The sequence below is a fragment of the Natrinema sp. CBA1119 genome (genome assembly GCF_002572525.1).
GTDB lineage: Archaea > Halobacteriota > Halobacteria > Halobacteriales > Natrialbaceae > Natrinema.
Map to the genome: position 1 here is coordinate 1,555,599 of NZ_PDBS01000001.1, position 26,485 is coordinate 1,582,083.

The window sequence follows — 26,485 nt, forward strand, 5'->3', positions numbered from 1 at the left end:
ACCGGTTCGGTTTCCAGTCACTCGAGGTCGGCCCGACCGCTCGTCGCGCTCCGAATGCGATCCCGAAGCGCGTCGCCCTCGGCGAGCGGGACCCGAACGTCGAAATTGACCTCCGCCTCGTAGTCGGCCTCGAACTCGAAGCCCTCGCTCTCGAGGACCGATCGAACGGTCCCCGAGTCGTCGTACGCGACGGTGATCGAGATCTGTTCGTGCGGTCGTTCCTCGGCGATTCCCGCCGCCTCGACGGCCTCTTTCACCGCGCGGGAGTACGCCCGGACGAGGCCGCCGACGCCCAGGTTCGTCCCGCCGTAGTAGCGAGTCACCACGACTGCGCAGTTCTCGAGTTCCTGTTGTGTGAGGACGTTCAGCGCCGGTTTGCCGGCCGAACCCGACGGCTCGCCGTCGTCGCTCGAGTACTCCCGGAGAAAGTGGCCGTCTGCGTCGTCGCCGTCTCGAACGCGATAGGCGGGCACGTTGTGGGTCGCGTCGGCGTACTCGTCTTCGACGGCCTCGACAAACGCTTCGGCGGCCGGGACGGAGTCGACTGGTCGGACGTGGCCGATGAACTCCGACCCCTGCACGACGAACTCGGCGGTGGCGGCGGCCGCGACGGTTCGGTACGCGCCGCTCACGATCGGCCACCCCATCGCCGTCGGGTCCCGACGCTGCTCATGGCGACGATTCGCCGGCCGACGAAAAGAGACCGTCGGTCCCCCGCGCGTCGCGAGCGGCGTTGTCCCGTTGATTTCGCTTGGACCCCAGACGCTATTATTCTCGGGTGCTATATGTGCACACATGAACGGCGATACAATCGATTCCGAGCTCGCGGATGAAATTCACAGCGTCTGCCGGACGACGGTCGGGGACGAACTGCGGAGTATCACTTACTTCACCGAAGACGATGTCGAACAGCTGTATCTCCGCTCGGACCTCGAGCAGACCGCCGATCTCATCGGCTTCGCCGACCACGAACGACTGGGATTTCACTCGCAGTCAGCCTACCGAAACACGCAACTCGGCGAGTACGAGGCGACGATCCGCATGTTCGAGAACGGCTTTCTCTCGCGAGTGATCCGGGGTCCCCACGGTGTCTGGGTGACGACCGACGACATGTCGATCGACCGGTTCGAAGAACTGACGAGCGCGCTCGCGTCGGTGCTCGACGAGTTCGCGGACGCCGTCGCCGCGGCCGCTCTAGACGACGCCGACGACTGAGCGGATCTCTGTACCGGGTTCCCGGTGCGACGGTGACCGTCCTGCGGGTGTGCCCACACCGACTGACAGCAGTCTGTCTGACTCGTGCGGACTACTGGAGTTCGATCTTCCGGACGAACTCGAGGTCGCGGATCTCGGTGATCACCTCGCCCGGGAGCGTTTCGTCGGTGATCAGATAGAGTCTGGGCTCGTCGGTGAACTCGGGGTCCTCGCTGATGGTCTGGCGGATCGAGATGCCGTTGTCCGCGAGCGTTCCCGTGACCCGGGCGACGATCCCCTCCCGTTCGGCGTCGTCGACGGCGACTGACAGCACCGTCAGATCCAACACCGGCGCGAGGTCCATCAGGCTCGGCACCTGCGAGATGTTCTGGAAGATGCGCCGGAGTTCGGGATCGTCGAGGATGACGTCGGTCGTCGAGTCGACGACGCGTCGGTCGACGCCGATCTCGCGAGCGATCCCCGTGTTCGGAATCTCGATGCCGCCAGAGACGACCCGTCCGTCGTCGTTGACGGAGAAGCCCCGCTCGAGCAGCAGGCGGATGACGGCCTGCTGACTCGGCGATCCCTCGAACTTTTCCATGATCTCGTCGAACATTCGTTGCCGGGTGTACGCACGCGTCGGTATAATGCCCGGTGATCGGTCTCGCGCGCTGTCTGCGGTTCGCCTCGAGCGGGGAGAGAAATACGTTCGCGTGACTGTTCGTCTGACGGATGATTTTTTACGTTCTCCGTGATTGCCGACAGTATGCGCGCACTCCGGAACTGTGACTTCTGTGCCGACGACGCCGTCGGCGCGTTCGAAATCGTCCCGCCCGAACTCGAGCCGACGGAGGCCGAACAGCGCCGCGTCGTCTGCTGTTCCGACTGCAGCGAGCGACTCGAGACGCTGCTCGAACCGCTGCTCGCCCGCGCCAGGGCCGAGACAGCTGTCGAGACCGACGATGGGGCCGCAGCCGACGTCCTCGAGACGACCGACGACGAGTCGGCTACTGACGGCTCGAGACTCGCCGTCGGAGACGAACTGACGAGCACCGAAAACGAGCCAAACACTGCCGCGAGTCGCGAGGAGGGGATCACGTTCGAGCGCGACGAGCGTCCGATCGACACCGAAACGGCGGACGACGCCGAGACACCGGACGACGCTGAGACATCGGACGACGCCGAGACACCGGACGACGCTGAGACGGCGAACGAGGACTCGCCGTCCGCGTCGACCCGTCCACCGGCGACCTACCGCAAGGTCATCCGGCTCCTTCGGAACCGCGAGTTTCCCATGACACGCAGCGCCGTCGAGGAGCTCGCTGCGGGTGCTTACGACCTCGAGCGCCACGAGGTCGAAGCGGTCGTCGATTACGCCGTCGAGACCGACGAGTTCGTCGAAGAGCAGGGAACGCTGCGCCGTCCGTAGTAGACCGTAGACCGGATACGGTTGTCGGCATCGACTCGAGGCACCGCTCGTCCCGAATCCATGTAATCGCTACAGCGCCGGTCGACGGCTAGAGCGTTCCCTTCGTGCTGGGCGCTCCCTCTCGGCGGTCGTCGATTCGCGTCGCATCGTCGAGCGTCCGCGCGAGCGCCTTGAACAGCGCCTCGACCTCGTGGTGGGCGTTCTCGCCGGTGACCTCGAGGTGGAGCGTCACTCCGGCGTTCATCGCCAACGATTCGCCGAAGTGTCGCGCCATGTCGCTGGTGAATCCGCCAATCGACTCCTGAGAGAAGGTCCCATCGAAGTAAAACCGCGGTCGACCGCTCACGTCGACGACGGCCCCCGCGACCGCCTCGTCCAGTGGCACCCGCCGGTCGGCGTATCGGACGATCCCCGATCGATCGCCCAGCGCCTCGTCGAACGCCTCTCCGAGGACGATCGCCACGTCCTCGACCGTGTGGTGGTCGTCGATCTCGAGGTCGCCATCACACTCGACCTCGAGGTCGAACAGGCCGTGCTTGGCGAACGACGTCAGCATGTGGTCGAAGAAACCGATGCCGGTGTCGATCGCGGCCGTCCCGGTCCCGTCGATCGTGAGCGTGCACTCGATCGAGGTCTCGGCCGTCTCGCGCGTACGGGTCGCCGTTCGCTCGCTCATGACGAACTCATACCGCCCCCGGTACAAGGAAATTCCGCTCGTCTCCCCGCCGGCCGCCGCTCGGAGGGCAGCCCGGACAATTCGGAGACAATTCCGGGAAAACATCCCAGAACGGATAGTAAAAGGTCTAACGGCTTCTGAAGGAGTTTGAAAACAACAGTACGATCACAATACGACGATAAAACGGGCCGAAACGGCGACAATATTCGTGCCGTTATATGATCCGGGGAGTGAATGTCGTAATCGAGAAGAGGTGTCCCGTCTCGATGTCCAATCCCTCCCCCGTTTCGAACGAATCGATCGCTCCGTCGAACCCTGAGTCGGAGTCCCAGCACGAGCGAAACCGACTGCTCCGATCGGTCAAAGGCCCCGCCCAGTTCCTCTCGTTCTGGGTCGCTATCGCGCTCCCATTCGTGCATCTCCCCCTCCTCGCACAGGGACTCGGCGATCCGGCGGTAACGCTGACGTTCGTCGTCTTGCTGACGGCCAATGTCTTTGCTCTCTACGTGGGTCACGGCTACAACCAGCACTGAGAGTTGGTTCCCAGCCACCAGTCGCGCTCCGCCGGTCGCCGCTGACACCCTCCCTTTCGATCCCTCGCTTCCCGTCGCCTCCGTTCCGAATCGTTATACCCTCCGTGAACAACGTATTGCTACTAGATGTCGTTGCGCGTCGATTGGCGCTCGAGTTGTCGTCTCACCGGAACGATCCTGAAGTGGCTCGCCGTTCCGCTAGGCGGGCCGCTCGCGCTCGCGCTGGTGGACGGCGACGACCCGCTCCCGTTCGCCGTCACTCTCGTGGTCACCGTCGTCCTCGGCATCGGTCTCGAGGCGCTGACCGACGACGTCGAGATCGGACAACGGGAGGCGTTCCTGATGGTCGCACTGACGTGGCTCGGCGTCGCGCTGGTCGGCGCGATTCCGTTCCTCGTCGCGGGCGACGGCGTGCTCGCGCGGCCGGTCAACGCCGTCTTCGAGAGCACGAGCGGCGTGACGACGACCGGCGCGACCGTGATCGCGGATTTCAGCGCCCACTCCCGGGCGATCATGCTCTGGCGAGCGATCCTCCAGTGGCTCGGCGGCCTCGGGATCCTGATCGTCGCGATCGGCCTCTTCTCGCACCTGCTCGTCGGCGGTGCCCAGCTGATGGAGACCGAATCCCAGACGCAGAACGTCCGCAAGCTCCGCCCCCACCTCGACGAGACCGCTCGCCTCATCTGGGGACTGTACATCGGACTGACGGTCCTCACGACGGGCTTTCTTTTCGCGCTCCACCTCGTCGGCCTCGCACCCGAGATGACCCTCTACAACGCCGTTTCGCACGCCCTTACGAGCGTCTCCACGGCCGGTTTCTCACCCGAGCCCGACAGCATCGGCGCGTTCTCGTCGGCGGTCCAGTGGACGCTGATCCCGGTGATGATCGTCGGCGCGACCAACTTCGTGATCCTCTACGCCGTGACACAGGGCGACATTCGGCGCCCGCTCGAGTCCGCCGAGTTCCGCTTTTACGCCGGCATCCTCGCGTCGATTGCGACGATCGTCGTCGCCATGCTCGCGCTCGACCCGGATCTCGCGATGGGACTCGAGCCGACGATCCGTCACGGACTCTTCAACGTGGTGTCGATGGTGACGACGACGGGCTACGCCTCGGTGAACTTCGATCTCTGGTCGCCCGGCGCGAAGCACATGCTGTTTCTCTGTATGTTCACCGGCGGGATGGCCGGCTCGACGACGTGTTCGATCAAGTCGCTTCGCTGGCTGGTCATCCTCAAGGCGTTTCGCCGAACCCTGTTTACCGCCGTTCACCCGGACGCCGTTCGGCCGGTCCGACTCGACGACACGGTGGTCGACGAGGAGACCATCGGGGACGTCTTCACGTACGTTATGCTCGCGCTCGTGATTTTCTTTCTGCTGACGATAGTCATCGTCGTCGACGCCGCCCGCGTCGGCAACCCCGTCGACGAGTTCGACGCCCTCGGCGCGGCTGCCTCGATCTTCCTCAACATCGGTCCCGCGTTCGGCGTCGCCGGCCCGTTCGATAACTATCTCGCCTTCTCGCCGCTCACTCGCACCGTAATGATCGTCATGATGTGGATCGGCCGCATCGAAATCCTCCCGGTGCTCGTCCTCTTGACGCCGGAGTTCTGGCGGTCCTAAGGAACGAAATTTTGCTCTGCGGGCCGCCGAAGGCGGCCCTCGGCAAAATTTCGTATAAAAGCACTCACTCCGACCTTTTTCCGCTCGGGTTCACTTCGTTCACCACTCGCGCAAAAATCTCGACCAAAAAGCCGCTCGCTCGGCCTGCGGCCTCGCTCGCAGTGAGTGTCGGGAAACCGCCTGCCCTCCCCCGAGTCACACGACTCTCGCGTTGCTCGAGCCGCGCTCCCGGCCACTGCAAACTGGCTCGGTGTGACTACTCCTCGGCGTCGACCGCGGCCTGCGCGTCCTCGAGCGTGAAATTCCCTTCATACAGTGCGCTCCCGACGACGACCGCCGCCGCGCCGGCCGCGTCGAGCGCTCGGATATCCTCGAGCGTCGCGACACCGCCGCTGGCGATGACGGGGATATCGGTTGCGTCGACCAGTTCGCTGACGGGATCGGTCGCCACGCCCTCGAGTCGCCCCTCGACGTCGACGTTCGTAAAGAGGATCGCGGCGGCACCGAGTTCCTCGTATCGCTTGGCCGCTTCGACGGGACTGATCCCCGCGCCCTCAGTCCAGCCTTCGACGACGACCTCGCCGTCCTTCGCGTCGAGGCTGACCACGACGCTGTCCGGCTGCTGGTCGCTGATCTCGCCGACGATCTCTGGATTCTCGACCGCCGCAGTCCCGAGGATGACGCGGTTGACGCCGCGCTCGAGCAGATCGATCGCTCCCTCCGCGGTGCGGATACCGCCGCCCAACTGGGTCGGAACGTCGACGGCGTCGATCACCCCGTCGATGGCGGCCGCGTTCTGTCGCTCGCCCTCGAACGCGCCGTCGAGGTCGACGAGGTGCAGCGTCCTTGCGCCGGCGTCGATCCACCGCCGGGCTGCCTCGACGGGATCGCCGTAGGTCTTCTCCGTGCCGCGTTCCCCCTGGACGAGTTGGACGACTTCGCCGTCCTGAATGTCGACCGCCGGGATCACCTCGAACTCCTCGAACTCGCCGCTCGCATCGTCGGTCATACTCGAGTGCGCGAGGCCGGCGCGAGTAAAGGCGACGGTTTCGCCGAACGACCATCGCCGCGACACTGTTCTCCTTTCCAACAGAATTATTACATATATGGTCGGTGTGACTCGTCCCATGCCGCTGTCGGCGTGCGATTTCCTCGTACAGGCGACTGTACCTCGATCCGACGTGACGACGGACATGCTTGTCGTATTCGGCGTTGTCGGCCTCGCGCTTGTCCTCTTTCTCACCGAGCGTCTGCCGATCGACGTGACTGCGATCTTGCTGATCGTGATGCTAGTCGTCCTCGAGCCCTGGACCGGCGTCGATCCCGAGACCGGCATCTCGGGCTTTGCGAACGAGGCGACGATCACGGTACTGGCCATGCTGATCCTGAGCGGTGGCATCAGTCGGACCGGGATCGTTCAGGAACTGGGTCGCCGGATGGCAGCGTTCGCGGGCGAAAGCACTCGAAAACAGGTGTTCGCGACCGTCGCTGCGACCGCTCCCGTCTCCGGCTTCCTGAACAACACGCCGGTCGTCGCGCTACTGGTACCCGTCGTCACCGATGTCGCGAATCGGGGGAACACGTCGCCGTCGAAGCTGCTCATTCCCCTCTCCTACGCCTCGCAGTTAGGGGGGATGCTCACGCTGATCGGCACCTCGACCAACATCCTCGCGAGCGATGTCAGCGCTCGCCTCGGTTCCGAGTATCCCGAACTCCACCGGTTCTCGATGTTCGAGTTCACGGGTCTCGGCATCATCGTCGTCCTCGTCGGAAGCCTCTACCTGATCTTCGTCGGGCACTACCTCCTGCCCGAGCGCGTCCCGCCGCGCGCGGACTACCTCGAGTCGTACGAGGTCGGCGACTACATCGCAGACGTCGCCGTCGTCCCGGGATCGCCGCTCGTAGGCGAGACGGTCCGCGACGCGACCGAAGCCCTCGGCCCCGATATCGATGTCGTTCAGGTGATCCGCGACGAGGAACGGTCGATCGCACCGCGTCAGGGGGCCACGCTGAGGGAGGGCGACGTCCTCGTCGTCAGGACCGACCGCGACGCGATCACGGCCCTTGAGGACGCCACTGGCGTCGAACCGGTCGGCCGACCGGACGGAGCCGCGGACGCCATGACAGCGGCCGACGGCGTGCTCACGGAACTAGTCGTCTCGCTCGATTCGCAACTCGTGGGCGAGCGCCTCGACCTCGAGCGGTTCCGCGAGGAGTTCGACGCCGCCGTGCTCGGATTGCGCAGTCGGGGCGAACTCGTCGGTGAGCGCATCGTCGGCAAGCGCCTCGGCGTCGGCGACACGCTGCTCGTTCAGGCACCGCCGGATGTACTCGACCGACTCGCCCGCGGGGACGACGTGATCGTCGCCCGCGAACCGCCACGGCCCGACTACCGCACGGAGAAAGCGCCGATCGCCGTCGCCATCATGCTCGGCGTCGTCGCCGTCGCCGCCCTCGGGCTCTCACCCATTCTCATCTCCGCGCTCGCGGGCGTCGTTGCGATGGTCGTCACGGGCGTGCTCGAGCCCAACGAGCTCTACGACGCCGTCGAGTGGGACATCATCTTTCTGCTGGCGGGCGTGATCCCGCTGGGGATCGCTCTCGAGGACAGCGGCGGAGCGGCGTTGCTCGCGTTCGCGGTCGTCGAGGCCGCGGGACCGCTCCCCGAAATCGCGGTCCTCTGGCTGTTCTACCTGCTCACGGCGCTGCTGACCAACGTTATCAGCAACAACGCCAGCGTCGTCCTCCTGATCCCCGTCGCGGCGGCCGCGGCCGCGGGGATCGGTGCGAACCCGTTCGCGTTCGTGCTCGCGGTGACCTTCGCCGCGAGCACCGCGTTTCTGGGCCCGATCGGCTACCAGACGAACCTGTTCGTCTACGGCCCCGGCGGCTACCGATTCGGCGACTTCGCTCGGATCGGCGCGCCACTGCAGGTGGTGTTGTCGATCGTGACCGTCCTCGGAATCGCGGTCTTCTGGGGGGTGTGATCGGACTCGCTGACCGTCGTGACGCGAGCCGTCAGTCGGACCGTCGACCGGAACCGTCCGCGCCGCTAGTCGCACGACAGTGTCGTCAGATTGCAGTATCGCGGCGCTCTCGCTGCGATCGGTTTCAGTACTTCTTTCAGGAGCAGCCCTGTACTACCGATGAATGGTCGAAACCGTTCTGCTGGTGGGAATCGTCGCCTCGATTTTCGTCGGATTCAATATCGGCGGCTCGTCGACCGGGATCGCGTGGGGCCCCGCCGTGGGTGCCGGTCTCCTCAGCAAGGCGTCCGCGGCCGGACTGATGACGTTCTTCGTCTTTCTCGGGGGGTGGACCGTCGGCCGAAACGTGATGGACACGCTCAGCGGCGACATCATTTCGATCGAAATCTCGCTCGCGGCGGGCGTCGCCGTTCTCTTCTTCATCGGACTGGGGATTCTCATCGCGAACATCTTCGGCGTCCCCGTCCCGACGTCGATGACGACCGTCGGGGCGATCGCGGGACTGGGGCTGGCCACGGGAACGCTCGACTTCGAGACGATCGGGTGGATCATCTCGTGGTGGATCGTCACGCCGATCCTCGCCCTCTGGATCGGCGCGTTCGTCGGCCGGTACATCTATCCGGAACTCAATCGACGGTTCGAGATCTCGGCGACCGAGGGGTCATTGCTCACCGTCGATCGGACCGGATCGCTCCCCTCGATCGGTCTCGGACCGAACACGACCGGTCAGGAGCTCGTCGGGACGATCGTCGTCCTCGTCATCGGCTGTTACATGGCGTTCAGCGCCGGTGCGAGCAACGTCCCGAACGCCGTCGCACCGCTGGTCAGCAGCGGCGCGCTCGGGGCCGATAACGCGATTATCATCGCGACCGTCGCGATCGGGCTGGGCGGCTTTACTATCGCGCGTCGGACGATGGAATCCGTCGGCAGCGAACTCAGCGACATCCCATTACTCGCGGCGCTCGTCGTCATGATAACCGCATCGACGATCACGACCCTGCTCTCGGCGGCCGGGATTCCGATTAGCCTCGTGATGGCCTCCGTGATGACGATCGTCGGACTGGGCTGGGGGCGAGCCACTCGCCCCGTCACGGCTCGAGACGCCGTTCGCGGTCAGGTTGACGCGGAGATGTCGATGGGTGCACTGAAGGCAGAGCCCGAGGCCCCGGTCACGCAGATCGGCGAGGAAGAGCCCGAGGAGGTCCTGAACGCGGGCGATCTCTTCAACCCGCGGGCCATCATGAAATACGTCTCGATGTGGATCATCGGCCCGTCGATGTCGACGATTCTCGCCTACGGCTTCTTCGTCGCTGTTCCGTTCGTCGGGTGATACCTCGGGTTTATTCGACGTATCGTCGTCGGTCACGTTCTCGTTCCGCTGGACGGCTCGGAGATGAGCGAACGTGCACTCGAGGCCAACCCGGACGCCGATATAACCGTCCTGACCGTCGTGGGCGACCCGTCGTCGATGTGGGGCGAGGTAGTCGGCCTCGCGCTCGCCGACGATCTCGAGGACGAAGCGCAGGAACTCGCACAGCCGGTCTTCGATCGCGCGCGAACTCGCCGCGGACGCCGGCGATGACGCGGACCTCGAGACCATTGTTGAACTCGGCCATCCAGTTCGTACGAGTCTCAACTGCGCCGACGACTATGAGACGGTCGTGATCGGTACGCACGGTGGAACCGTTTCGGAACGACTGTTTGTCGGGAACGTCGCGGAGCGAGTCGTTCGTCGGTCACCGGTTCCAGTCATGGTCGTTCGGTGAGCGGGATAGTTCGGAACCGCTCAGCCCTCGGTACGGTCACCCTGGTCACCGTCGTCCGATTCCTCGAGCAGTTCCTCGACTTCGTCCTCTCGAGGCCGACGGTCGACGCGTTCGTCGACGGACTCGACCTTGGCCTGTACCTCCTCGAGTTGATTGCCGACCGTTTCTTCGACCGTCTCCTCGACGGTTTCACCAACCGTCTCATCGACCGTTTCTTTGACGGTTTCACCGACCGTTTCTTCGACCGTCTCCTCGACGGTTTCACTCACCGTCTCATCAACCGTTTCTTTGACGGTTTCACCGACCGTTTCTTCGACGGTTTCACTCACCGTTTTCTCGACGGTGTCTCCGACTGTCTGGTCGACCGTTTCTTCGACGGTCTCGCTCACCGTTTTCTCGACGGTTTCACCGACTGTCTGATCCACCGTTTCTTCGACGGTCTCACTGACGGTTTGCTCGACGGTGTCGCCGACTGTCTTATCGACCGTTTCTTCGACCTGTTTCTCGACGGTGTCGCCGACCGTTTCCTCGACCGATCGCTCGACCGACTTCTCGACGGTTTCCTGCACGGTCGACGTCATCCAGTCGGGATCGAACCGGGCCATCTTCCAGACGACGTGGAGGACATACGAGGCGAAGACCCCCAGCCCGAACGTCAGCCCGACCCGAATATCGAGCGTCGCGATGAGGACGACCGCGAGCAGAATCAACCCGCCGTACGCGAAGTCGATGATCGCGTCGATGCGCGCCGGTCTCATAGCTGACCGACAGTTGTGGACGCATCGATCGACGTGTTCTCCGATCGCGAGGACCGTCGTCCGTCCTTCGGATCGCTGTCCGGCTGAAATGAGTACGCACGTGATAACATTCTAGAGTACTACAGGGGCCGATTCGGTGAAATCCTTTGGGATCCCGTCGGGGGGAACGAGCCGTGTCACTGTCGTTCTCGTCCCGATTGCTCCGACTCGAGTAGTGTATTTGTCAGATATCGAGACGAAACTCGGGCGGATCCTTGTTCGACCCCTCGAGCGAGTGGGGACTACCTGGTGATTCGCCGACACTGACGCGAATAAGCGCGTTTTTACGGTCGGATCGCATGACCTACCGAACGTGCCGGAAGTACTGCTGATCATCGGGATTCTCGTCGCCATCTTCGTCGGGTTCAACATCGGCGGCTCGACGACCGGGCCCGCGTTCGGGCCGGCCGTCGGCGCGAACGTGATCACGAAGGTGATGGCCGCCGGACTGATGTCGATATTCTTCTTCGTCGGTGCCTATACCATCGGTCCGCAGGTCGTCGATACCCTCGGCAACGACCTCGTTACCGATACGTCGATCTTCACGATGCGATCGAACGTCGCCGTGCTCTTTTTCATCGGCGGCGCGCTGTTCGTCGGCAACTACGCTGGCGTCCCCGCCTCGACGTCGATGACCGCGGTCGGCGCGATCGCCGCGCTGGGAATGGCGACCGGTGAACTTGACCTCGAGGTGCTGGGTGAGATCGTCATCTGGTGGGTCGTGGCGCCGATCTCCGGCTTCTGGGTCGCCGGCGTCGTCGGGCGGTACTTCTACCCCCAGATCAACGCCTGGGTCGCAATCGAAGGGAAGCAAGAGGGTCGGCCGATGGTCACGATCGACCGCTCGGGGTTCGCTCCGCGGCTCCAGTTCGGTGCTGACGCCACCCGCCGGGAAATCACGGGTGCAATGGTCGTCGTCGCTATCGGCTGTCTGATGGGCTTCGCATCGGGAACGAGCAACATCGCCAACGCGATCGCGCCGATCTACGGTACCGGCGACGTCGCTATGGTGCCGCTGATCCTGATCGGCTCGGCGGCGGTCGCGGTCGGCTGCTTTACTATCGCCCGCCGCACCCTCGACACGCTCGGTAACGACATCACGAATCTCCCGCTGACGGCGGCGATCGTCGTCGCCGTGATCAGTTCGGGAATCGTCGTGGGACTCTCGTCGATCGGCATCCCCGCGAGCTTCGTCGTCATCGCGACGATGAGTATCGTCGGGCTGGGCTGGGGACGAGCCACCCGAACGACGACCCTGTCGGGAGTCAGAGCCGGCGAGGAAACGCGCGTCTCGGTCGGCGCGCTGACCGCCGAGGAAGAGGGCGAACGATCCCCCCAGATCGGCGAGGAGGAACCCGAGGACATCCCGCAGGCGTCGGATCTGTTCGACCCCTCGACGACCGCCCGCGTAATCCTCATGCAGAACGTCGTCCCAGCGATCTCGACGATCGGCGCCTATCTCACGTTCCGGTTCGTTCCGATATTCGGCTTTTGAGAGGCCAGGCCCCAGTATCCGATCCCTGATGGACCGGCAGATCGTCTCTGTCGCGCCGTGCCATTCGTCTTTCCGTTTCCGACTCGTAATGGTGATCGTCGGACTGGCCTGCTGACAGGCTTTCGTAGCCGAATCGCGACGACGCGTGAGCCGGTAGACTGCCACGATCGGGTAGTGATGGCCTCGAGCGACGCTTCGCGGATCCACGGACCGGTATCAGGACGAGTGACGCCTGTTTCGAATCCGGCAACAAACGCGCCGCTCGGGGGAACACGTTCGGACATTTCTTTTTCCTCTCCCGTTCGATCACTGATCTTGTGTAGAATCACCGCATTCTTTCCTTCGAATTGGTCAATTCTGACTCAAAGACAATTTAGGACTGAACAGCAAGCTATACCAATGCGGCCCTCGAACCGCAGAGTGATGCCCACGGTAGAATACCTCAATTACGAAGTACTGGACGACCAGGGCTGGGACATGGACGACGACGACCTCTTCGACGAGGCCAGTGACGCCGGCCTCGACGAGGAGGATTACGGCACGCTCGACGTCGCCGAGGGCGAATACATCCTCGAGGCGGCTGAGGCGCAGGGCTACGACTGGCCGTTCTCGTGCCGAGCCGGTGCCTGTGCGAACTGTGCGGCGATCGTCTTCGAAGGTGAGATCGACATGGACATGCAGCAGATCCTCTCCGACGAGGAGGTCGAGGAGAAGGACGTCCGTCTGACCTGTATCGGATCCGCCGAGACCGACGAGGTCAAGATCGTCTACAACGCCAAACACCTCGACTACCTGCAAAACCGCGTCATTTAAGCCACATCCGACGGTCGTCGTTCGACCGTTTCCCCGTCTTCGGGGAGTATTTTCAGCCGCTGCCCGAGCTGTATTGCTCGTCTATACCCCAACTAAAACGGTTTATCTGATCGCGAGGGGAGTGTGCGATCTGGTGTATAGTGACCGTCAGTGGCTACTATCGCACCAGATCCGCCGTTTTGCCATCCGATCCGAACGACGGTGACCCACCGTTCGCTCTTCTCCGTTCTCCTCGAGCGGTAGGACCGGTTTTGGCCCTCCGTTTCGGTTCGGGTACTGTTTGGTGATCGTGATGAACGCAGGGATCGTCCCCCTCTCCCCAAAAGAATTGAATACTTACTCAATCATACTATAGAAATCATTATAAAAATGGCATCCAGTACCCTTATCCATGGCTCTATATTGACTATATAGATCCTAACCGGAACTATTACTTGAACTGATTTGCAACTATCTGCTGATGTCTCAAGTGACGGATCGGTTACAACGGTACCTCGAGGACGAACTCGAGGGCTGCCGCGACGAAGACGTCGATCGGCGGCTCGACGAACTCGAGACGCTCGAGGCGGCGCTCGGCTCGGAGCGGGTCGACGCCGAGCTCTCGGTGCTCTCGGCGCTGGCAAACGAGACTCGGTACACGCTTGTGCGGGTTCTCGTCGCGGCCGGTGAGGAGCTCTGCGTCTGTGAACTGAACGCGGTCGTCGACGTGACCGAGAGCGGGCTGAGCCACGCCCTCTCGCAGCTCGTCGATGCGGGGCTCGTCGACGGCCGGAAGGAGGGGCGCTGGAAGAAGTATCGAGCGACGAACCGGGCGGTGGCTCTCGTGACCGTCCTCGAGGGAAGCGTGGGAGATGAGTAACGCAACCCACGAGCACGGACCGAACTGCGGCTGTGAGAGCTGCGGCGATCCGCGGTCGATGGACTTCCTAGACAAGTACCTGACCGTGTGGATCTTCGCCGCGATGGCCGTCGGCGTCGGACTCGGCTCCGTCGCGCCGTCGGTGACCGAACCGATCCGGGAGCTCCACCTCGTGGAGATCGGGCTCGTGGCGATGATGTACCCGCCGCTGGCGAAGGCGAACTACTCGCGGCTCCCGACGGTCTTTCGCAACTGGCGGGTGCTCGGCCTGAGCCTCGTCCAGAACTGGCTCATCGGGCCGACCCTGATGTTCGGACTGGCTGTCGTCTTCTTCAGCGGGCTCGTGCCCGGCCTTCCGGCCCGTCCCGAGTACTTTCTCGGACTCATCTTCATCGGGATGGCCCGGTGTATCGCGATGGTGCTCGTCTGGAACGAACTCGCGGAGGGGTCGACCGAGTACGTGACCGGACTGGTCGCGTTCAACAGCCTCTTCCAGATCGTCACCTACGGCGTCTACGTCTGGTTCTTCGGGCTCTTCTTGCCCCCGCTGCTGGGCATGGAGACGCTCGTCGCCGGAATCACGACGTTCGACGTCTCGCCCGTGCAGGTGTTCGAGGCCATCGTGATCTTCCTCGGGATCCCCTTCGCCGGCGGCTTTCTCACTCGCTACGTCGGGACGCGGACGAAAGGTCGGGAGTGGTACGACGAGTCGTTCGTGCCGACGATCGACCCGCTGACGCTCGTCGCGCTCCTGTTTACCATCGTCGTGATGTTCGCCACGCAGGGCGAGACGATCGTCGCCGCACCGGGCGACGTCCTCCTGATCGCCGTCCCGCTGACGATTTACTTCATCGTCATGTTCTTCGTGAGTTTCGGCATGGGTCGCGGGATCGGTGCCGACTACTCGACGACGACCGCGATTGGCTTCACGGCCGCATCGAACAACTTCGAACTGGCCATCGCCGTCGCCGTGGCGGTGTTCGGCGTCGGCTCCGGCGTCGCCTTCGCGACCGTCGTCGGCCCGCTTATCGAGGTTCCCGTCTTGCTCGCACTGGTCAACGTCGCGCTGTACTTCCAGCGCCGGTTCGACTGGAGCGGATCCGATACCGGCAGTCTCGAGACGACGACACCCGACTCGCCCACTGACGATTGATAGCCACTGGTAGCCGACACTCACTGACAACTACTGCCCACATCGACCACGATCATGACCCCCAACCCCACGCCGAACGAGCCGATTCGTATCGCCTTCATGTGCGTCCAGAACGCCGGCCGCTCCCAGATGTCGACCGCGTTCGCCGAGCGCGAACGCGCCCGACGCGGCCTCGAGGAGCACGTCGAAATCCTGACCGGCGGCACCCATCCCGCCGACGAGGTCCACGAGGAAGTGATCGAGGTGATGGCCGACGCCGGCTTCGACCTTGCCGACCGAACGCCCCGTGAGATCACGATCGACGAGCTTCGATCGTGTGACTACGTCGCAACGATGGGCTGTTCGACGCTCGAGGTCGGCGACGTCGGCACGGACGTGGCGATCCGCGACTGGGCGCTCGAGGATCCCGACGGTCGCGATCTCGAGCGGGTACGCGAGATCCGCGACGAGATCGAACAGCGGGTCGCGTCGCTGTTCGACGAATTCACCGACGCGCCCTAAACTGCAGCTAATATTCGTTCTCCTCCGCCGACTTTCGGCGGGACCGCCGCGGTCACTGCTCGAGCGGACCGTAGTCGCCGAACGACGGCCCGTGTCTCACGAACCTGTGCGCGGCGACGAGGACGACAACGGCCAGCACGATGAGCGCGCCGTCGACGATCGACGAGAGGTATCCGAGTGAAACGATCAGCGTCGTCGCACAGGCGGGCGGATGGACCGTCTCGGTTGCGAGCATGCCGCCCGAGGTGAGCACGACGGCGATCACGCCGCTGGCGACGAATCGGAGCTGTGCGGTCGCGAGTGCCGGTGCGGACGTGGTCACGCTCACGCCGAGATCGGGTGCGATAGCGTGATACGCGATCAGTCCGGCCACGACGCCGATGCAGTGCCCGCCGATCACCCGCCGAGGCGCGGTGACCTCTCCCTCTCGAACCGTCGCCAACAGAAAGGCGGAGGGGCCCAGACTCGGAAAAATAAACGCCTGTCCGGTCACCCAGGCCAACAGTCCCGGAACCGAGAGCAAAACGCCGACGTACAGGGTCGAAAACGCCGCGCCCTCTCTCATGCGCGGTGCTTGTCAGCGCAAACGGATAGACGTTCACTTTTCGTTGGTTCCGCCTCTCAGAATTGACTCTTTGAACACAATCGCGACCGCTGTCGGAGCGGAACCGATTCGCTCGAGCGCGGGTCGAGTCGGAATGACGGATTCCGGACAGGCCGAAAACGTAACGGCACCGCGCTTCGGATGGATGATCGTGACGCTCGCTGGTGCCATCGGGACGGCTCCGGATCTGCTCCGACTCCTCGCCGTTCCCGTCTTCGCCTGGACCGCCTACCGCGACATCGAGACCAGACGCGTCTCGAGTACCGTCTGGATCCCCCTCGCCCTGCTCGGGGCCGTCTTGCTGGGCTGGGAGGGCTGGCTCGCCTGGAGCGCCAGCGGGGACGCCTGGACCTTCGAGTTTCTGATTCCGACGGCGATCAGCCTGGGTCTAGTCGTCCCGATCGCCTACCTGTTCTGGTGGTTCGGCGGCTTCGGCGGGGCCGACGCGAAGGCCTTGCTCGTGTTGGCCGTCCTCTTTCCGACCTTTCCCGAGTACGCGCTGGGCTCGCGGACGCTCCCGCTCGGCGAGACGACCGCAATCGGCACGTTCTCGTTTACGATCCTGACCAACGCCGTTCTGGTGGGGATCGCGCTCCCGATCGCGCTGGCGATCCGAAACGCCGCCGCGGGACGAATCGCGCCGGTCATGTTCGTCGGCTGGCCCGTCTCTTGGGAGCGGATTCCGGAGACCCACGGCCGCCTGCTCGAGACGCCGGCGGGGCTCTCTCGAGGCGGCCTCGACATCGACGCGCTCCGGATGTACCTCCGCTGGCGGGGACTCTCGCTTGCCGACCTGCGCGATGACCCGAAGCGGTACCGCGACCCGTCGACGCTGCCCACCGAACCGAATCCGCCGACCGACGGCGCTGTGACTGCGACCGCACAGCCGCGCAGCGACGGTGGGACGCTCGAGTCGGACGCCGACGACGCGGTCCCCGAATCCGTGGCGGACTCGGACGCGCCCGAGTACGACGATCCGTGGGGTGCCGACGCCTTCCTCGAGGATATCGACGGCTCGGCCTACGGAACGACGCCCGAGACGCTCCGTGAGGGGCTCGACGTGCTCACGACCGAAGAGACGGTCTGGATCTCGCCGGGAACGCCGTTTCTCGTCCCGGTGTTCGCCGGGCTGGTGATCGCGCTGGTCTACGGCGACCTACTGCTGGGAACGTTGTTTTAACGTCTCTGACGGCGCGTTCTGTTTCGAACTTTCCCTGCGAAACTCGCGGTAGATATAGGGGAACTACGTTTCACTCCAGACCGACCATCCAGTGTGCGGTGGCGCGCGCTGAGTCGCGGTGAGTCGAAGACGAATCGCGACTCGAAATTGTGCGAGGGATGAGTGAGCGACAATAGGAGCGAACGAATCGGCTGGGGAGGGCGTGGCGATTCCCTGTTGCCACGATAGCAGGACACTCCGTTCACCGTATCCCCCTCAGAACCCACTGCTCCATTTACGAACGCAGTCCCACGAACCGCCTACAGCGTCCGTTCGTACAGCGGCACCACGACGGTCCAGAAGAGGACGAACGCGACGCCGACGCCGATCAATGCCAGCCACGGATCGCCCCGGCCGGTCGGCACGCCACTCGAGAGGAGCACGAACGTTCCCGCAAAGAGCAGGCAACAGACGAGGACGCTGCCCAGCTCGAGGGCCGTGGCGACGGGGTGAGCGCGGAACTGGGCGACGATGCCGGCGATGGTCATACGCGAGGCTCACGCGCGGACGGTAAAAACGTCACGGCGGCCTCGACGGAGTGCGCCGTCCCGTCAATCAACGACGTACGACTGGTGGTCGCCCCGGGTCCGGGTATCGACGAACTGATGGCGGGTTCCATCGCCGAGATCGCCGGTGAATGAGGGGTCATCCGTCCCGGTTCCGTACTCTGCATTCGCCCCGCGGAGATCGTGTGCAGCGAGTAGTTCGCGGACGTTCTTCGGAACCGTTTCCTCGCGCTCGAGGTCGAGAACCAGAATGTGATCGGTGAAACTCTTCGCGATGAACGCGTCGCTGACGGCGTCGTACTCGTGGAGCCGCGTGGCGAGCTCTCGGAGGGCGGCCTCTCGATCGGTCATCCAGTGGCGTACTCGGGGCTGCGAAGCAAAGGCGTCGCTGCGAACATGTTCTCCGGGAGCGGCCCGCATCGCGATCGGGGACCGCGAGCCGTAATCGCGCCTCTGGGATAGCGACGTGACCGGCTCGGTGACGGTGTTCGCTCGAGTCAGGATCGAGACTCGATCTCGTCGGCGATGTCGTCGAGTTCGTCGTCCTCGAGATCGGCCGGGCCACCGAACATGGCGTGAATGGGGCCGCCGCCGTCGCCCTCGAACCGGGGGACGATGTGACAGTGGACGTGTGGAACCTCCTGCCCGGCGTCCTCGCCGTTGTTGAACGCGACGGTGGTCGCGTCGGCGTCGACAGCCTCCTCAACGGCGGGGACCATGCGATGGATCGTCGCGTAGAGATCCGTCGCAATGTCTTCGGGAACGTCGTTCAGCCGCTCGTACTCGTCTTTGGGGATCACCAGCGTGTGGCCCGGTGCCAGTTGGTTGGCGTCGAGGAAGGCGATCGTCGTCTCGTCCTCGTACACGATGCGCGCGGGGATCTCCCCCTCCACGATCTGACTGAAGATCGTACTCATGCTCGAGTGTGTGTCGGCTTGCCGTATGAAGGTTACCCGGCCGATCACCCTGGGGCTGCGCGACACCGGGCTCACTCGGCCAGCAGCGTCCGGGTTCGACGGTGGCGATACCACAGCGTGACCGCGAGCGACGGCGTCGCCAGCGGCAGGTCGCCGATGCCCGGCAGCCGGTAGTTCACCCGGTCGTGAATCACGGTTTTCCCGTCCAGCGCCGCGAACCGGTGCGTATGTCGCCACCGTTCGAAGGGCCCTCGATCACCGACCTGCTCGTCGACGAAATACGCCCGCTCCTCGCTCGGCTCGTGTTCGGTGATCCGGACCACCCACTCGCCGGCCGGAAGCCGCTCGAGCAGCGGCGATCGGAGGTGGATTTCGGTTCCGACCTCGTAGCCGTCCGGATCCCGCTGGCCGTCGGGGCCGATGACGCGAGGTACCTGTAGTCCCATCCAGTCGGGTGTCAGGACTTCCAGTTCCTCGACGCCGTCGTAAAAGTTCCAGACCGTCTCGAAGTCGGCATCGACCACTGCCGTCCGTTGATACGTCGGCATACCGAACGTTTGCGTTCGTGGCTTAAATTTTAGTAGCCGCGGGTGTGAGTTCGTCCGACTCGAGGATCCCGACGATCCGAACAGCCGAGTCCCTATGCGGTACCGACGCACAGTTCGTCGAGTGTCTCGCCGATCGCCTCGAGGTACTCCTCGGGCTCGTATCCCAGTCGGCCGATCCAGACGTCTTGATAGGATGGATGCAGAATCGGCACGAGCCGGACGTCGAGCCGTTCGCACCGTACCGGCTCGAGCACGCTGTCGATAAAGCCCTCGAGCGTCCGCTCTTCGGCCGCGAGTACGGTCTTCGTCGCGTGCTTTCCCGTCGCGAGGACGACCGTCGGATCGATCGTCTCGAGTTCGGTCAGGAGATGAGTCCGGCAGTTCGCGCGCTCCTCGGGGGTTGGTTCGCGATTACTCGTCGGGTCATCGCTCGCCGGAAAGCACTTCACGGCGTTCGTGTAGTAGGCGTCGTCGCCGTAGCCGATCTCGTCGATCATCCGACGGATGCGCCGACCGGAGTGTCTCGAGGTGTAGGCTTTGCCGGTCCAGTTGCCGCCCCGCCAGCGGTCGGCGTCGGGGTTGCCGTATCCCGGCGCTTCGCCGACGACGACCAGGTCGGCCTCGAGCGGGCCGGTTCCCCACGAGATGCACTCGCGGGACTCGACGAGTGCCGAACAGCGTGTGCAGTCGGGCTCGAGGACGTTTCGGTCGCTCGGATAGGCCGGGGATTCTGCGGTTGCCGAGTCGGGTTCGGCATCGGTATCGGGGTCGGTCGCGGGCACATACCGAGATACGACCGCAGGCGCTTAGACCGGTCGATTCGATGCGGCTTCCGTCCATGTGGTCGTGTCGCACTCGAGGGGACAGGTTTACCTTCTGTGGGTGGGTACCAGCAGGGTAATGCCAACGCTCGATCCTGAACTACTCGTGGAATCACTCACACTGGTCGTCTACACCGTCGTCGCCGGTGTATTGACGGTCGGCGGCGTCCTCGTCGAACAGGCGAGCCTCCAGCACCTCGGGGGTGGCGAGGCGATGATCGCAATGTGGATGGCTCTCCTCGGCGGCGTCATGCTCTACGCTGGCGCGTACGGACTGGGCTATCAGAAGGTCCTCTCGAAGTACGTCTGAGCGGCCGAAAACGACGTTCGATTTCTCGAGACATCGACGCGAGCGACCTGCAATATCGATTCCTCTTTACTACCGGAGGCGATTAGGTCGAGTATGAGCAGGTTCGGCGAGGTCGACGACCAGTACGACCCACACGAACTCGAGCAGCGGGTCTTCGAGTACTGGGACGACGTCGACGCCTACGAGCAGACGGTCGAGCACCGAGCGGACGGTGAGTCCTATTTCTTCGTCGACGGCCCGCCGTACACGTCGGGATCGGCGCACATGGGGACCACCTGGAACAAGTCGCTGAAGGACGTCTACATCCGCTTCCTGCGAATGCAGGGGTACGATGTCACCGATCGCCCCGGCTACGACATGCACGGGCTTCCCATCGAGACCCGCGTCGAGGAGCGACTGGGTTTCGAGAACAAGAAGGACATCGAGGAGTTCGGCGAGGAGAACTTCATCCAGGAGTGCAAGGATTACGCCGACGAACAGCTCGAGGGACTCCAATCCGACTTTCAGGACTTCGGCGTCTGGATGGACTGGGACGACCCCTACCGAACGGTCGAGCCGGAGTACATGGAGGCGGCCTGGTGGGGTTTCTCGAACGCCGCCGACCGCGGCCTCGTCGAGAAAGGCCACCGCTCCATCTCACAGTGTCCGCGCTGTGAGACCGCCATCGCGAACAACGAGGTCGAGTACGAGGACGTCGAGGATCCCTCGATCTACGTCAAATTCGACCTCGCCGAGCGAGAGGGCTCGCTCGTCATCTGGACGACGACCCCGTGGACGATCCCGGCGAACACCTTCGTCGCGGTCGACGAGGACGGCGATTACGTCGGGGTTCGTGCGGAGAGAGACGGCGAGGAAGAGCTGCTGTATCTCGCCGAGGCGAAACACCAGGAGGTCCTGCGGGAGGGCCGCTACGACGACTACGAGGTGGAGGCGGAAGTCACCGGTGAGGAACTGCTCGGCTGGACCTACGAGCATCCGCTCAGCGAGGAGGTTCCCGATCATCCGGACCACGAAGGCGCACTCGAGGTCTACGCCGCCGACTACGTCGACACCGACGGCGACGGGACCGGGCTGGTTCACTCCGCGCCCGGCCACGGTGAGGTGGACTTCGAGCGCGGCCGCGAACTCGGCTTCCCGATCTTCTGTCCAGTCGGTAGCGACGGCGTCTACACCGCGGAAGCGGGCAAATACGAGGGGCAGTTCGTCAAGGACGCGGACGACGAGATCACGGCCGACCTCGAGGACGAGGGCGCGCTGCTCGCCTCGGGCACCGTCAATCACAGTTACGGCCACTGCTGGCGGTGTGACACGGGGATCCTCCAGATCGTCACCGACCAGTGGTTCATCACGATTACCGATATCAAAGACGACCTCCTCGAGAACATCGAGGACAGCGAGTGGCACCCCGAGTGGGCCCGCGACAACCGCTTCCGCGACTTCGTCGAGGAGGCACCGGACTGGAACGTCTCCCGACAGCGCTACTGGGGCATTCCGCTGCCGATCTGGACGCCGGAAGACCGGGACGATGATGAGGACATGATCGTCGTCTCGACGCGCGAGGAACTGGCCGAGCGCGTCGATCAGGATATCGACCCCGAGGAAGTCGACCTCCACAAGGACACCGTCGACGACCTGACGATCACCGACGGGGACACCGCCTACACTCGCGTTCCCGACGTGTTCGACGTCTGGCTCGACTCCTCCGTCGCGTCGTGGGGGACGCTGAACTACCCCTCGGACGACAGCCGGTTCGACGAGCTCTGGCCCGCCGACCTCATCCTCGAGGCCCACGACCAGACTCGCGGCTGGTTCTGGTCCCAGCTGGGGATGGGCACCGCCGCACTCGGCGAGAGCCCCTACACGGAGGTGTTGATGCACGGTCACGCGCTCATGCCCGACGGCCGCGCGATGAGCAAGTCCAAGGACATCCTGGTCGACCCCCACGAGGCGATCGACCGCCACGGCCGGGATACCATGCGGCTGTTCTTGCTGTCGAACAACCCGCAGGGCGAGGACATGCGCTTCGACTGGGACGGGATGCAGACGATGGAGAACCACCTCCGGACGCTGTGGAACGTCTTCCGGTTCCCGCTGCCGTACATGCGCTTAGACGAGTTTGATCCACAGGAAACCCCCCTCGAGGACGCGGACGAAGATCTCGAGCTGATCGACGAGTGGGTGCTCGCCCGGCTGCAGTCCACGAAGGCCGAGATGACCGACCACCTCGAGGAGTTCCGCCAGGATAGGGCGGTCGACGCGCTCCTCGAGTTCGTCGTCGAGGACGTCTCGCGCTTTTACGTGCAGGCGGTCCGCGAGCGCATGTGGGCCGAGGAGGACAGCGGTTCGAAGACTGCGGCCTACGCGACGATCTATCGGGTGCTCCGGGAGAGCGTCGCCCTGCTCGCGCCGTATGCGCCCTTCATCAGCGAGGAGATTTACGGGACGCTCACCGGCGACGACGGCCACCCCACGGTCCACATGGAGGACTGGCCCGCGGTCGACGAGTACTGGCAGGACGAACAGCTCGAGGAGGACGTCGCCCTCCTCCGCGCGATCGAGGAGGCCGGCGCGAACGCGCGCCAGCAGGCCGGCCGCAAGCTGCGCTGGCCGGTTCCGCGCGTCGTCGTCGCCGCGGACGACCAGCGCGTCGTCGATGCCGTCGAGCGCCACACCGGGCTACTCGAGGATCGGCTCAACGCCCGCGAGATCGAACTCGTCTCGCCCGAGGAGCGCTGGGAGGAACTCCAGTACAGCGCCGAAGCGGACATGAGCGAACTCGGCCCGGCCTTCGGCGACCGCGCCGGCCAAGTCATGAACGCGCTCAACGAGGCCCGTATCGACGAACCGAGCCTCGAGGCGATCGACGACGCCGTCGCGGACGCACTGGACGCGGGTGAGGAGATCACTGACGAGATGGTTTCCTTTGTCACCCAGACGCCCGACGGCGTCGCCGGCACCGCGTTCAGCACCGACGGCGACGACCGAGGCGTCGCCTACGTCGACGCCTCGCTGACCGACGATATCGAGAGCGAGGGCTACGCTCGCGAGGTCATCCGCCGGGTCCAGGAGATGCGCAAGGATCTCGATCTCGACGTCGAAGAGCGGATCGCGCTGGATCTCGAGATTGACGACGACCGCGTCGCCGACCTCGTCGCGGACCACGAGGACCTGATCAGCGAGGAGGTTCGCGCGGACGAGCGCCGCGCGGTCGAGGACGGCCACCGCAAGGAGTGGGATGTCGAGGGTGTGACGATGGAGATCGCGATCGAGCCGCTGGCGGCCGCGGAAGCGTCGGACTGATGCGATAAATCTCCGGAACGAGAGGCGAAGCCGACCGTTCTGCTTTTTGGTCTCTTGCCGAACGGAGTGAGGCAAGGTCAGCGAGAGCTTTGCTCTCGCCGGACGGATTTTTGCGCGAGGGATGACGACCGAAGGGAGTCATCCGAGCAGAAAAAGGTGGATGTCCGAGATTACGATCGAACCGCTGGCGGCCGCGGAAGCGTCGGACTAACCGGTCACGAGGCTACCGCTCGCCGGATCGTTCTCACTCGCCGCTGTTTCAACGAAACGTGACAGTACCGCTGCCATAAACGTCTTGAGCGCTGACTGACCAGCAACGGGTAGTGAAATCTCGGCTCGCCACCTTCGTGTTTGTCGTCTTACTCGTCTGCAGTCTTCCGGCCGGTGTCGGTGCCCTCGAGCCGGCACGAACCGCGGATTCCGAGGCGATGTCCGGTCTCGATGTCGGTTCCAGCGAGTCGCTCGTTTCGGCCGGGACGAGCGCCGGATCGGTGGCCGCAACGGCCGGCTCCGAGGACGTCCTCCACCGGACGACCGTCCTTCGGCACCGTCCGGCGGAGTCCGACCTGTTCGAGGCGGAGACGACGCTTGACGTCCCCGACTCCGTCACGGAACTCGAGATCACGTTACAGCCCGGTGCGACCGTCGAGTCGACGACGGGGTTCGAACGGACGGGCGAGCGGACCTACGAGTGGACCGAGTCGACCGACGAGCCGACGATTCGGTACACGATGCCGGCCGATCGGACGGGGGACGAGGGGACCGTCGGCTCGTCGAGCGACGGCTACACGTTCGTCGACACCGGTGACTGGGGCGTGGTCCAGGTGCCCGACGTTTCGATCGGGTACAGTCGGACCGATCCTGTCGGCATCGAAAAGTCGGTGCGCGTCGACGGGCCGGGTGCGACCGGCGGCGACATCGCGTTCTTCGGCGAGGTCCAGGAGCACCGGCGGACCGTCGGCGGGGAGACGTTCAGGCTGGTCGTTCCCGAGGCCGCGACCCTCGAGGAGTCGCCCGAGGCGATCCTGTCGGCGCTGACGGAGGCCAGCGGCCGACTCGACGTCGGGATGCGAAGCGACGAGGTGTTCGTCGTCGCGGTCCCAAATGATGTCGACTGGGGGCCGCCGGGGCTCAAGTACGGCCGATCGGACGCGTGGGTTGTCGCCGACGAACGGCTCGAGAAGTCGAACCCGGTCTGGTTCCACGAGTACGTTCACGTTCGCCAGCGCTTCTCCAATTCGAACGACGACACCGCCGCCGAAGTGGAGTGGCTGGTCGAGGCCCAGGCAGACTACTACGCGGGTCTGCTTGCCCTCGAGACCGGGCGCACCGACTTCGGGGACTTCAGCGACCTCCTCGAGCGAGGGGAACGGTCACGGTACGCCGACGGAGTATTGATCGACCGATCGACGTGGGACGACCCGGACACCGACTACGCGAAGGGGGCGCTCGTCTACGGCGAGATCGACCGCCGACTGCGGCTCGCGACCGACGGCGATCGCACGCTCGAGGATGTCTTCCGCACGCTGAACGCCCGGGAGGGGGAGATAACCGAGGCGGACTTCCTCCGCCTGCTCGAGGAGTACGGCGGAACGGACGTCCGGGCCGCCGCCGAGCGGTACACGCGGACCGAAGCGACCCCCGAGATGTGGAGTCGGAGCCAGCACGGGGCGGCCTTCGACCAGCCGGTCGCAGTCTTCGAGTACGGGCTGGGAACCGAGTCGATCGACGTGGGAGACCGAGAGTGGCCGCGCTGGAACTTGTCGACGATCGATTCGATCAGCGGCGAGAACGGCGACGTAATCGCAGTTCCGGTCGCTGAATCCGTGTCGATCCCGGTCACGGTCGATAACGTCGGCGATCGCGACGGGACCTACGACGCGACCCTGCAGGTCGACGGCCGAGTGGCCGATCACGAGCAGGGGACGCTCGCGCCCGGCGAGGGGACGAGCCATCGCCTCTCGTGGACGCCGTCGAAGCCCGGCGAGTACACGGTTCGCGTCGGCTCCGAGCGGCTGACCGCCGTCGTCCGGTCGGCTCCGAGCGTGACCGTTTCCGACCTCCGACTCTCCTCCGAGACGATCGATCCCGGTGAGTCGGTGACGGCGACCGCGACAGTCGAATCCGCCGACGACCGACCGGCGGCGGCCGTCATCGCGTTCCGGACCGCCGAGGGCGTCGTCGCCGAGCGATCGGTGGCGCTCCGACCCGGCGAGTCGACGACGGTCGAGGCGACCCTCCAGTTCGACGAGAGCGGGCGATACGAGATCGGCGTCGGCGAGCAGACGGTCACCGTTCGCGTCGGCGGCGGGCCGGCCGCGGCGCTCGATGAGGTCTCCGGCTTCGGCGTCCCGGCGGCCCTCGTTGCCCTCGTGATGGCCGTTTCCGGGGCGTTGCTGGTCCGCCGTCGCTGACCGTGAGAGGGATCGCGACC

26 protein-coding genes and 1 pseudogene are annotated in these 26,485 nt (G+C 64.5%); 16 read left to right on the forward strand and 11 right to left on the reverse strand.

Annotated elements, in window-relative coordinates; translation table 11 throughout:
- Positions 1-17: 17 nt before the first annotated feature.
- Positions 18-632 (reverse strand): IMPACT family protein, encoded by a 615-nt coding sequence (locus CP556_RS07610; protein ID WP_098727320.1) that lies wholly within the window; start codon positions 630-632, stop codon positions 18-20.
- Positions 633-795: 163 nt separating this feature from the next.
- On the opposite strand from CP556_RS07610, the gene CP556_RS07615 reads away from it, so the two are divergent.
- The gene (locus CP556_RS07615; RefSeq protein ID WP_098725067.1) at positions 796-1,215 is read left to right on the forward strand and encodes a DUF7522 family protein; all 420 of its coding nucleotides are present in this window, start codon (positions 796-798) and stop codon (positions 1,213-1,215) included.
- A 91-nt stretch (positions 1,216-1,306) separates the two neighbouring features.
- Here CP556_RS07615 and trpY read toward each other — a convergent pair whose 3' ends face one another.
- Entirely contained in the window at positions 1,307-1,810 is a 504-nt protein-coding gene (trpY, locus tag CP556_RS07620; protein WP_098725068.1) for a TrpY family transcription regulator, read from the reverse strand.
- A gap of 150 nt (positions 1,811-1,960) precedes the next feature.
- Between trpY and CP556_RS07625 the strand changes: the two genes are divergently transcribed.
- Positions 1,961-2,623 (forward strand): hypothetical protein, encoded by a 663-nt coding sequence (locus CP556_RS07625; RefSeq protein ID WP_098725069.1) that lies wholly within the window; start codon positions 1,961-1,963, stop codon positions 2,621-2,623.
- An 88-nt stretch (positions 2,624-2,711) separates the two neighbouring features.
- On the opposite strand, the gene hisB is transcribed toward CP556_RS07625, so the two are convergent.
- Positions 2,712-3,299 (reverse strand): imidazoleglycerol-phosphate dehydratase HisB, encoded by a 588-nt coding sequence (gene hisB, locus CP556_RS07630; protein WP_098727321.1) that lies wholly within the window; start codon positions 3,297-3,299, stop codon positions 2,712-2,714.
- 266 nt (positions 3,300-3,565) lie between these two features.
- Here hisB and CP556_RS07635 point away from each other — a divergent pair, with 266 nt between their 5' ends.
- The gene (locus CP556_RS07635) at positions 3,566-3,832 is read left to right on the forward strand and encodes a DUF8028 family protein (RefSeq protein WP_098725070.1); all 267 of its coding nucleotides are present in this window, start codon (positions 3,566-3,568) and stop codon (positions 3,830-3,832) included.
- Positions 3,833-3,958: 126 nt separating this feature from the next.
- Positions 3,959-5,455, forward strand: a complete 1,497-nt coding sequence (locus tag CP556_RS07640) for a TrkH family potassium uptake protein (RefSeq protein ID WP_098725071.1) — start codon at positions 3,959-3,961, stop codon at positions 5,453-5,455.
- Positions 5,456-5,711: 256 nt separating this feature from the next.
- Here CP556_RS07640 and hisA read toward each other — a convergent pair whose 3' ends face one another.
- Positions 5,712-6,464, reverse strand: coding sequence for a 1-(5-phosphoribosyl)-5-[(5-phosphoribosylamino)methylideneamino]imidazole-4-carboxamide isomerase (gene hisA, locus CP556_RS07645; RefSeq protein WP_098727322.1), 753 nt, complete (start codon positions 6,462-6,464; stop codon positions 5,712-5,714).
- 118 nt (positions 6,465-6,582) lie between these two features.
- Here hisA and CP556_RS07650 point away from each other — a divergent pair, with 118 nt between their 5' ends.
- The 3 genes and pseudogenes from CP556_RS07650 (at position 6,583) to CP556_RS07660 (ending at position 10,208) form a co-directional block, all read left to right on the forward strand.
- Positions 6,583-8,442: an SLC13 family permease gene (locus CP556_RS07650; RefSeq protein ID WP_098725072.1), complete on the forward strand. Its 1,860-nt coding sequence runs from the start codon at positions 6,583-6,585 to the stop codon at positions 8,440-8,442.
- A gap of 163 nt (positions 8,443-8,605) precedes the next feature.
- Positions 8,606-9,772 carry an inorganic phosphate transporter gene (locus CP556_RS07655; RefSeq protein WP_098725073.1) on the forward strand — a complete coding sequence of 389 codons (1,167 nt, stop codon included), beginning with the start codon at positions 8,606-8,608 and terminating at the stop codon, positions 9,770-9,772.
- Positions 9,773-9,835: 63 nt separating this feature from the next.
- A pseudogene (locus CP556_RS07660) lies at positions 9,836-10,208 on the forward strand (universal stress protein).
- Between the two features lie 20 nt (positions 10,209-10,228).
- On the opposite strand, the gene CP556_RS07665 reads toward CP556_RS07660, so the two are convergent.
- On the reverse strand, positions 10,229-10,966 hold the full coding sequence (locus tag CP556_RS07665; RefSeq protein WP_098725074.1) for a hypothetical protein: 738 nt from the start codon (positions 10,964-10,966) through the stop codon (positions 10,229-10,231).
- 352 nt (positions 10,967-11,318) lie between these two features.
- Here CP556_RS07665 and CP556_RS07670 point away from each other — a divergent pair, with 352 nt between their 5' ends.
- The 5 genes from CP556_RS07670 (at position 11,319) to CP556_RS07690 (ending at position 15,826) form a co-directional block, all read left to right on the forward strand.
- The gene (locus CP556_RS07670) at positions 11,319-12,500 is read left to right on the forward strand and encodes an inorganic phosphate transporter (protein WP_098725075.1); all 1,182 of its coding nucleotides are present in this window, start codon (positions 11,319-11,321) and stop codon (positions 12,498-12,500) included.
- 423 nt (positions 12,501-12,923) lie between these two features.
- Entirely contained in the window at positions 12,924-13,313 is a 390-nt protein-coding gene (gene fer / locus CP556_RS07675) for a ferredoxin Fer (protein ID WP_098725076.1), read from the forward strand.
- 460 nt (positions 13,314-13,773) lie between these two features.
- Positions 13,774-14,172, forward strand: a complete 399-nt coding sequence (locus tag CP556_RS07680) for an ArsR/SmtB family transcription factor (RefSeq protein ID WP_098725077.1) — start codon at positions 13,774-13,776, stop codon at positions 14,170-14,172.
- Positions 14,165-15,325: an ACR3 family arsenite efflux transporter gene (gene arsB, locus CP556_RS07685; RefSeq protein WP_098725078.1), complete on the forward strand. Its 1,161-nt coding sequence runs from the start codon at positions 14,165-14,167 to the stop codon at positions 15,323-15,325. The genes CP556_RS07680 and arsB overlap by 8 nt, the downstream gene beginning before the upstream one ends.
- A 54-nt stretch (positions 15,326-15,379) precedes the next feature.
- Positions 15,380-15,826, forward strand: coding sequence for a low molecular weight phosphatase family protein (locus CP556_RS07690; protein ID WP_098725079.1), 447 nt, complete (start codon positions 15,380-15,382; stop codon positions 15,824-15,826).
- A 52-nt stretch (positions 15,827-15,878) separates the two neighbouring features.
- Here the strand turns inward: CP556_RS07690 and CP556_RS07695 are convergent, their stop codons facing one another.
- Positions 15,879-16,391, reverse strand: coding sequence for an HPP family protein (locus CP556_RS07695; RefSeq protein ID WP_098725080.1), 513 nt, complete (start codon positions 16,389-16,391; stop codon positions 15,879-15,881).
- 190 nt (positions 16,392-16,581) lie between these two features.
- Here CP556_RS07695 and CP556_RS07700 point away from each other — a divergent pair, with 190 nt between their 5' ends.
- On the forward strand, positions 16,582-17,610 hold the full coding sequence (locus CP556_RS07700) for an A24 family peptidase (RefSeq protein WP_098727323.1): 1,029 nt from the start codon (positions 16,582-16,584) through the stop codon (positions 17,608-17,610).
- Positions 17,611-17,909: 299 nt separating this feature from the next.
- On the opposite strand, the gene CP556_RS07705 is transcribed toward CP556_RS07700, so the two are convergent.
- From CP556_RS07705 to CP556_RS07725, 5 genes are all read right to left on the reverse strand, one after another.
- The gene (locus CP556_RS07705; RefSeq protein ID WP_098725081.1) at positions 17,910-18,137 is read right to left on the reverse strand and encodes a hypothetical protein; all 228 of its coding nucleotides are present in this window, start codon (positions 18,135-18,137) and stop codon (positions 17,910-17,912) included.
- A gap of 63 nt (positions 18,138-18,200) precedes the next feature.
- Positions 18,201-18,506 carry a hypothetical protein gene (locus tag CP556_RS07710; RefSeq protein WP_098725082.1) on the reverse strand — a complete coding sequence of 102 codons (306 nt, stop codon included), beginning with the start codon at positions 18,504-18,506 and terminating at the stop codon, positions 18,201-18,203.
- A gap of 146 nt (positions 18,507-18,652) precedes the next feature.
- On the reverse strand, positions 18,653-19,072 hold the full coding sequence (locus tag CP556_RS07715) for an HIT family protein (RefSeq protein WP_098725083.1): 420 nt from the start codon (positions 19,070-19,072) through the stop codon (positions 18,653-18,655).
- Positions 19,073-19,143: 71 nt separating this feature from the next.
- Positions 19,144-19,620, reverse strand: a complete 477-nt coding sequence (locus tag CP556_RS07720; RefSeq protein ID WP_098725084.1) for an SRPBCC family protein — start codon at positions 19,618-19,620, stop codon at positions 19,144-19,146.
- Positions 19,621-19,712: 92 nt separating this feature from the next.
- The gene (locus CP556_RS07725; protein ID WP_098725085.1) at positions 19,713-20,402 is read right to left on the reverse strand and encodes a uracil-DNA glycosylase; all 690 of its coding nucleotides are present in this window, start codon (positions 20,400-20,402) and stop codon (positions 19,713-19,715) included.
- A 118-nt stretch (positions 20,403-20,520) separates the two neighbouring features.
- Between CP556_RS07725 and CP556_RS07730 the strand changes: the two genes are divergently transcribed.
- The 3 genes from CP556_RS07730 to CP556_RS07740 all read left to right on the forward strand — a co-directional run bounded on the left by CP556_RS07730 (position 20,521) and on the right by CP556_RS07740 (position 26,465).
- Positions 20,521-20,751 (forward strand): DUF8151 family protein, encoded by a 231-nt coding sequence (locus tag CP556_RS07730; RefSeq protein WP_098725086.1) that lies wholly within the window; start codon positions 20,521-20,523, stop codon positions 20,749-20,751.
- A gap of 93 nt (positions 20,752-20,844) precedes the next feature.
- Positions 20,845-24,051 (forward strand): isoleucine--tRNA ligase, encoded by a 3,207-nt coding sequence (gene ileS, locus CP556_RS07735; RefSeq protein WP_098725087.1) that lies wholly within the window; start codon positions 20,845-20,847, stop codon positions 24,049-24,051.
- A 323-nt stretch (positions 24,052-24,374) separates the two neighbouring features.
- A complete protein-coding gene (locus tag CP556_RS07740; RefSeq protein ID WP_098725088.1) occupies positions 24,375-26,465 on the forward strand; it encodes a CARDB domain-containing protein in 2,091 nt (696 codons plus the stop codon).
- Positions 26,466-26,485 lie beyond the last annotated feature (20 nt).

Excerpts from the sequence above, each read along its gene's own strand:
- hisB (WP_098727321.1), bottom strand. The coding sequence starts at position 3,299 with ATGAGCGAGCGAACGGCGACCCGTACGCGCGAGACGGCCGAGACCTCG.
- CP556_RS07665 (WP_098725074.1), bottom strand. The coding sequence starts at position 10,966 with ATGAGACCGGCGCGCATCGACGCGATCATCGACTTCGCGTACGGCGGG.
- CP556_RS07635 (WP_098725070.1), top strand. The coding sequence starts at position 3,566 with ATGTCCAATCCCTCCCCCGTTTCGAACGAATCGATCGCTCCGTCGAAC.
- CP556_RS07640 (WP_098725071.1), top strand. The coding sequence starts at position 3,959 with ATGTCGTTGCGCGTCGATTGGCGCTCGAGTTGTCGTCTCACCGGAACG.
- CP556_RS07655 (WP_098725073.1), top strand. The coding sequence starts at position 8,606 with ATGGTCGAAACCGTTCTGCTGGTGGGAATCGTCGCCTCGATTTTCGTC.
- CP556_RS07705 (WP_098725081.1), bottom strand. The coding sequence starts at position 18,137 with ATGACCATCGCCGGCATCGTCGCCCAGTTCCGCGCTCACCCCGTCGCC.
- CP556_RS07715 (WP_098725083.1), bottom strand. The coding sequence starts at position 19,072 with ATGAGTACGATCTTCAGTCAGATCGTGGAGGGGGAGATCCCCGCGCGC.
- CP556_RS07695 (WP_098725080.1), bottom strand. The coding sequence starts at position 16,391 with ATGAGAGAGGGCGCGGCGTTTTCGACCCTGTACGTCGGCGTTTTGCTC.
- CP556_RS07680 (WP_098725077.1), top strand. The coding sequence starts at position 13,774 with ATGTCTCAAGTGACGGATCGGTTACAACGGTACCTCGAGGACGAACTC.
- CP556_RS07650 (WP_098725072.1), top strand. The coding sequence starts at position 6,583 with ATGCCGCTGTCGGCGTGCGATTTCCTCGTACAGGCGACTGTACCTCGA.
- CP556_RS07690 (WP_098725079.1), top strand. The coding sequence starts at position 15,380 with ATGACCCCCAACCCCACGCCGAACGAGCCGATTCGTATCGCCTTCATG.
- arsB (WP_098725078.1), top strand. The coding sequence starts at position 14,165 with ATGAGTAACGCAACCCACGAGCACGGACCGAACTGCGGCTGTGAGAGC.
- CP556_RS07625 (WP_098725069.1), top strand. The coding sequence starts at position 1,961 with ATGCGCGCACTCCGGAACTGTGACTTCTGTGCCGACGACGCCGTCGGC.
- fer (WP_098725076.1), top strand. The coding sequence starts at position 12,924 with ATGCCCACGGTAGAATACCTCAATTACGAAGTACTGGACGACCAGGGC.
- CP556_RS07720 (WP_098725084.1), bottom strand. The coding sequence starts at position 19,620 with ATGCCGACGTATCAACGGACGGCAGTGGTCGATGCCGACTTCGAGACG.
- CP556_RS07615 (WP_098725067.1), top strand. The coding sequence starts at position 796 with ATGAACGGCGATACAATCGATTCCGAGCTCGCGGATGAAATTCACAGC.
- ileS (WP_098725087.1), top strand. The coding sequence starts at position 20,845 with ATGAGCAGGTTCGGCGAGGTCGACGACCAGTACGACCCACACGAACTC.
- CP556_RS07730 (WP_098725086.1), top strand. The coding sequence starts at position 20,521 with ATGCCAACGCTCGATCCTGAACTACTCGTGGAATCACTCACACTGGTC.
- hisA (WP_098727322.1), bottom strand. The coding sequence starts at position 6,464 with ATGACCGACGATGCGAGCGGCGAGTTCGAGGAGTTCGAGGTGATCCCG.
- CP556_RS07710 (WP_098725082.1), bottom strand. The coding sequence starts at position 18,506 with ATGACCGATCGAGAGGCCGCCCTCCGAGAGCTCGCCACGCGGCTCCAC.
- trpY (WP_098725068.1), bottom strand. The coding sequence starts at position 1,810 with ATGTTCGACGAGATCATGGAAAAGTTCGAGGGATCGCCGAGTCAGCAG.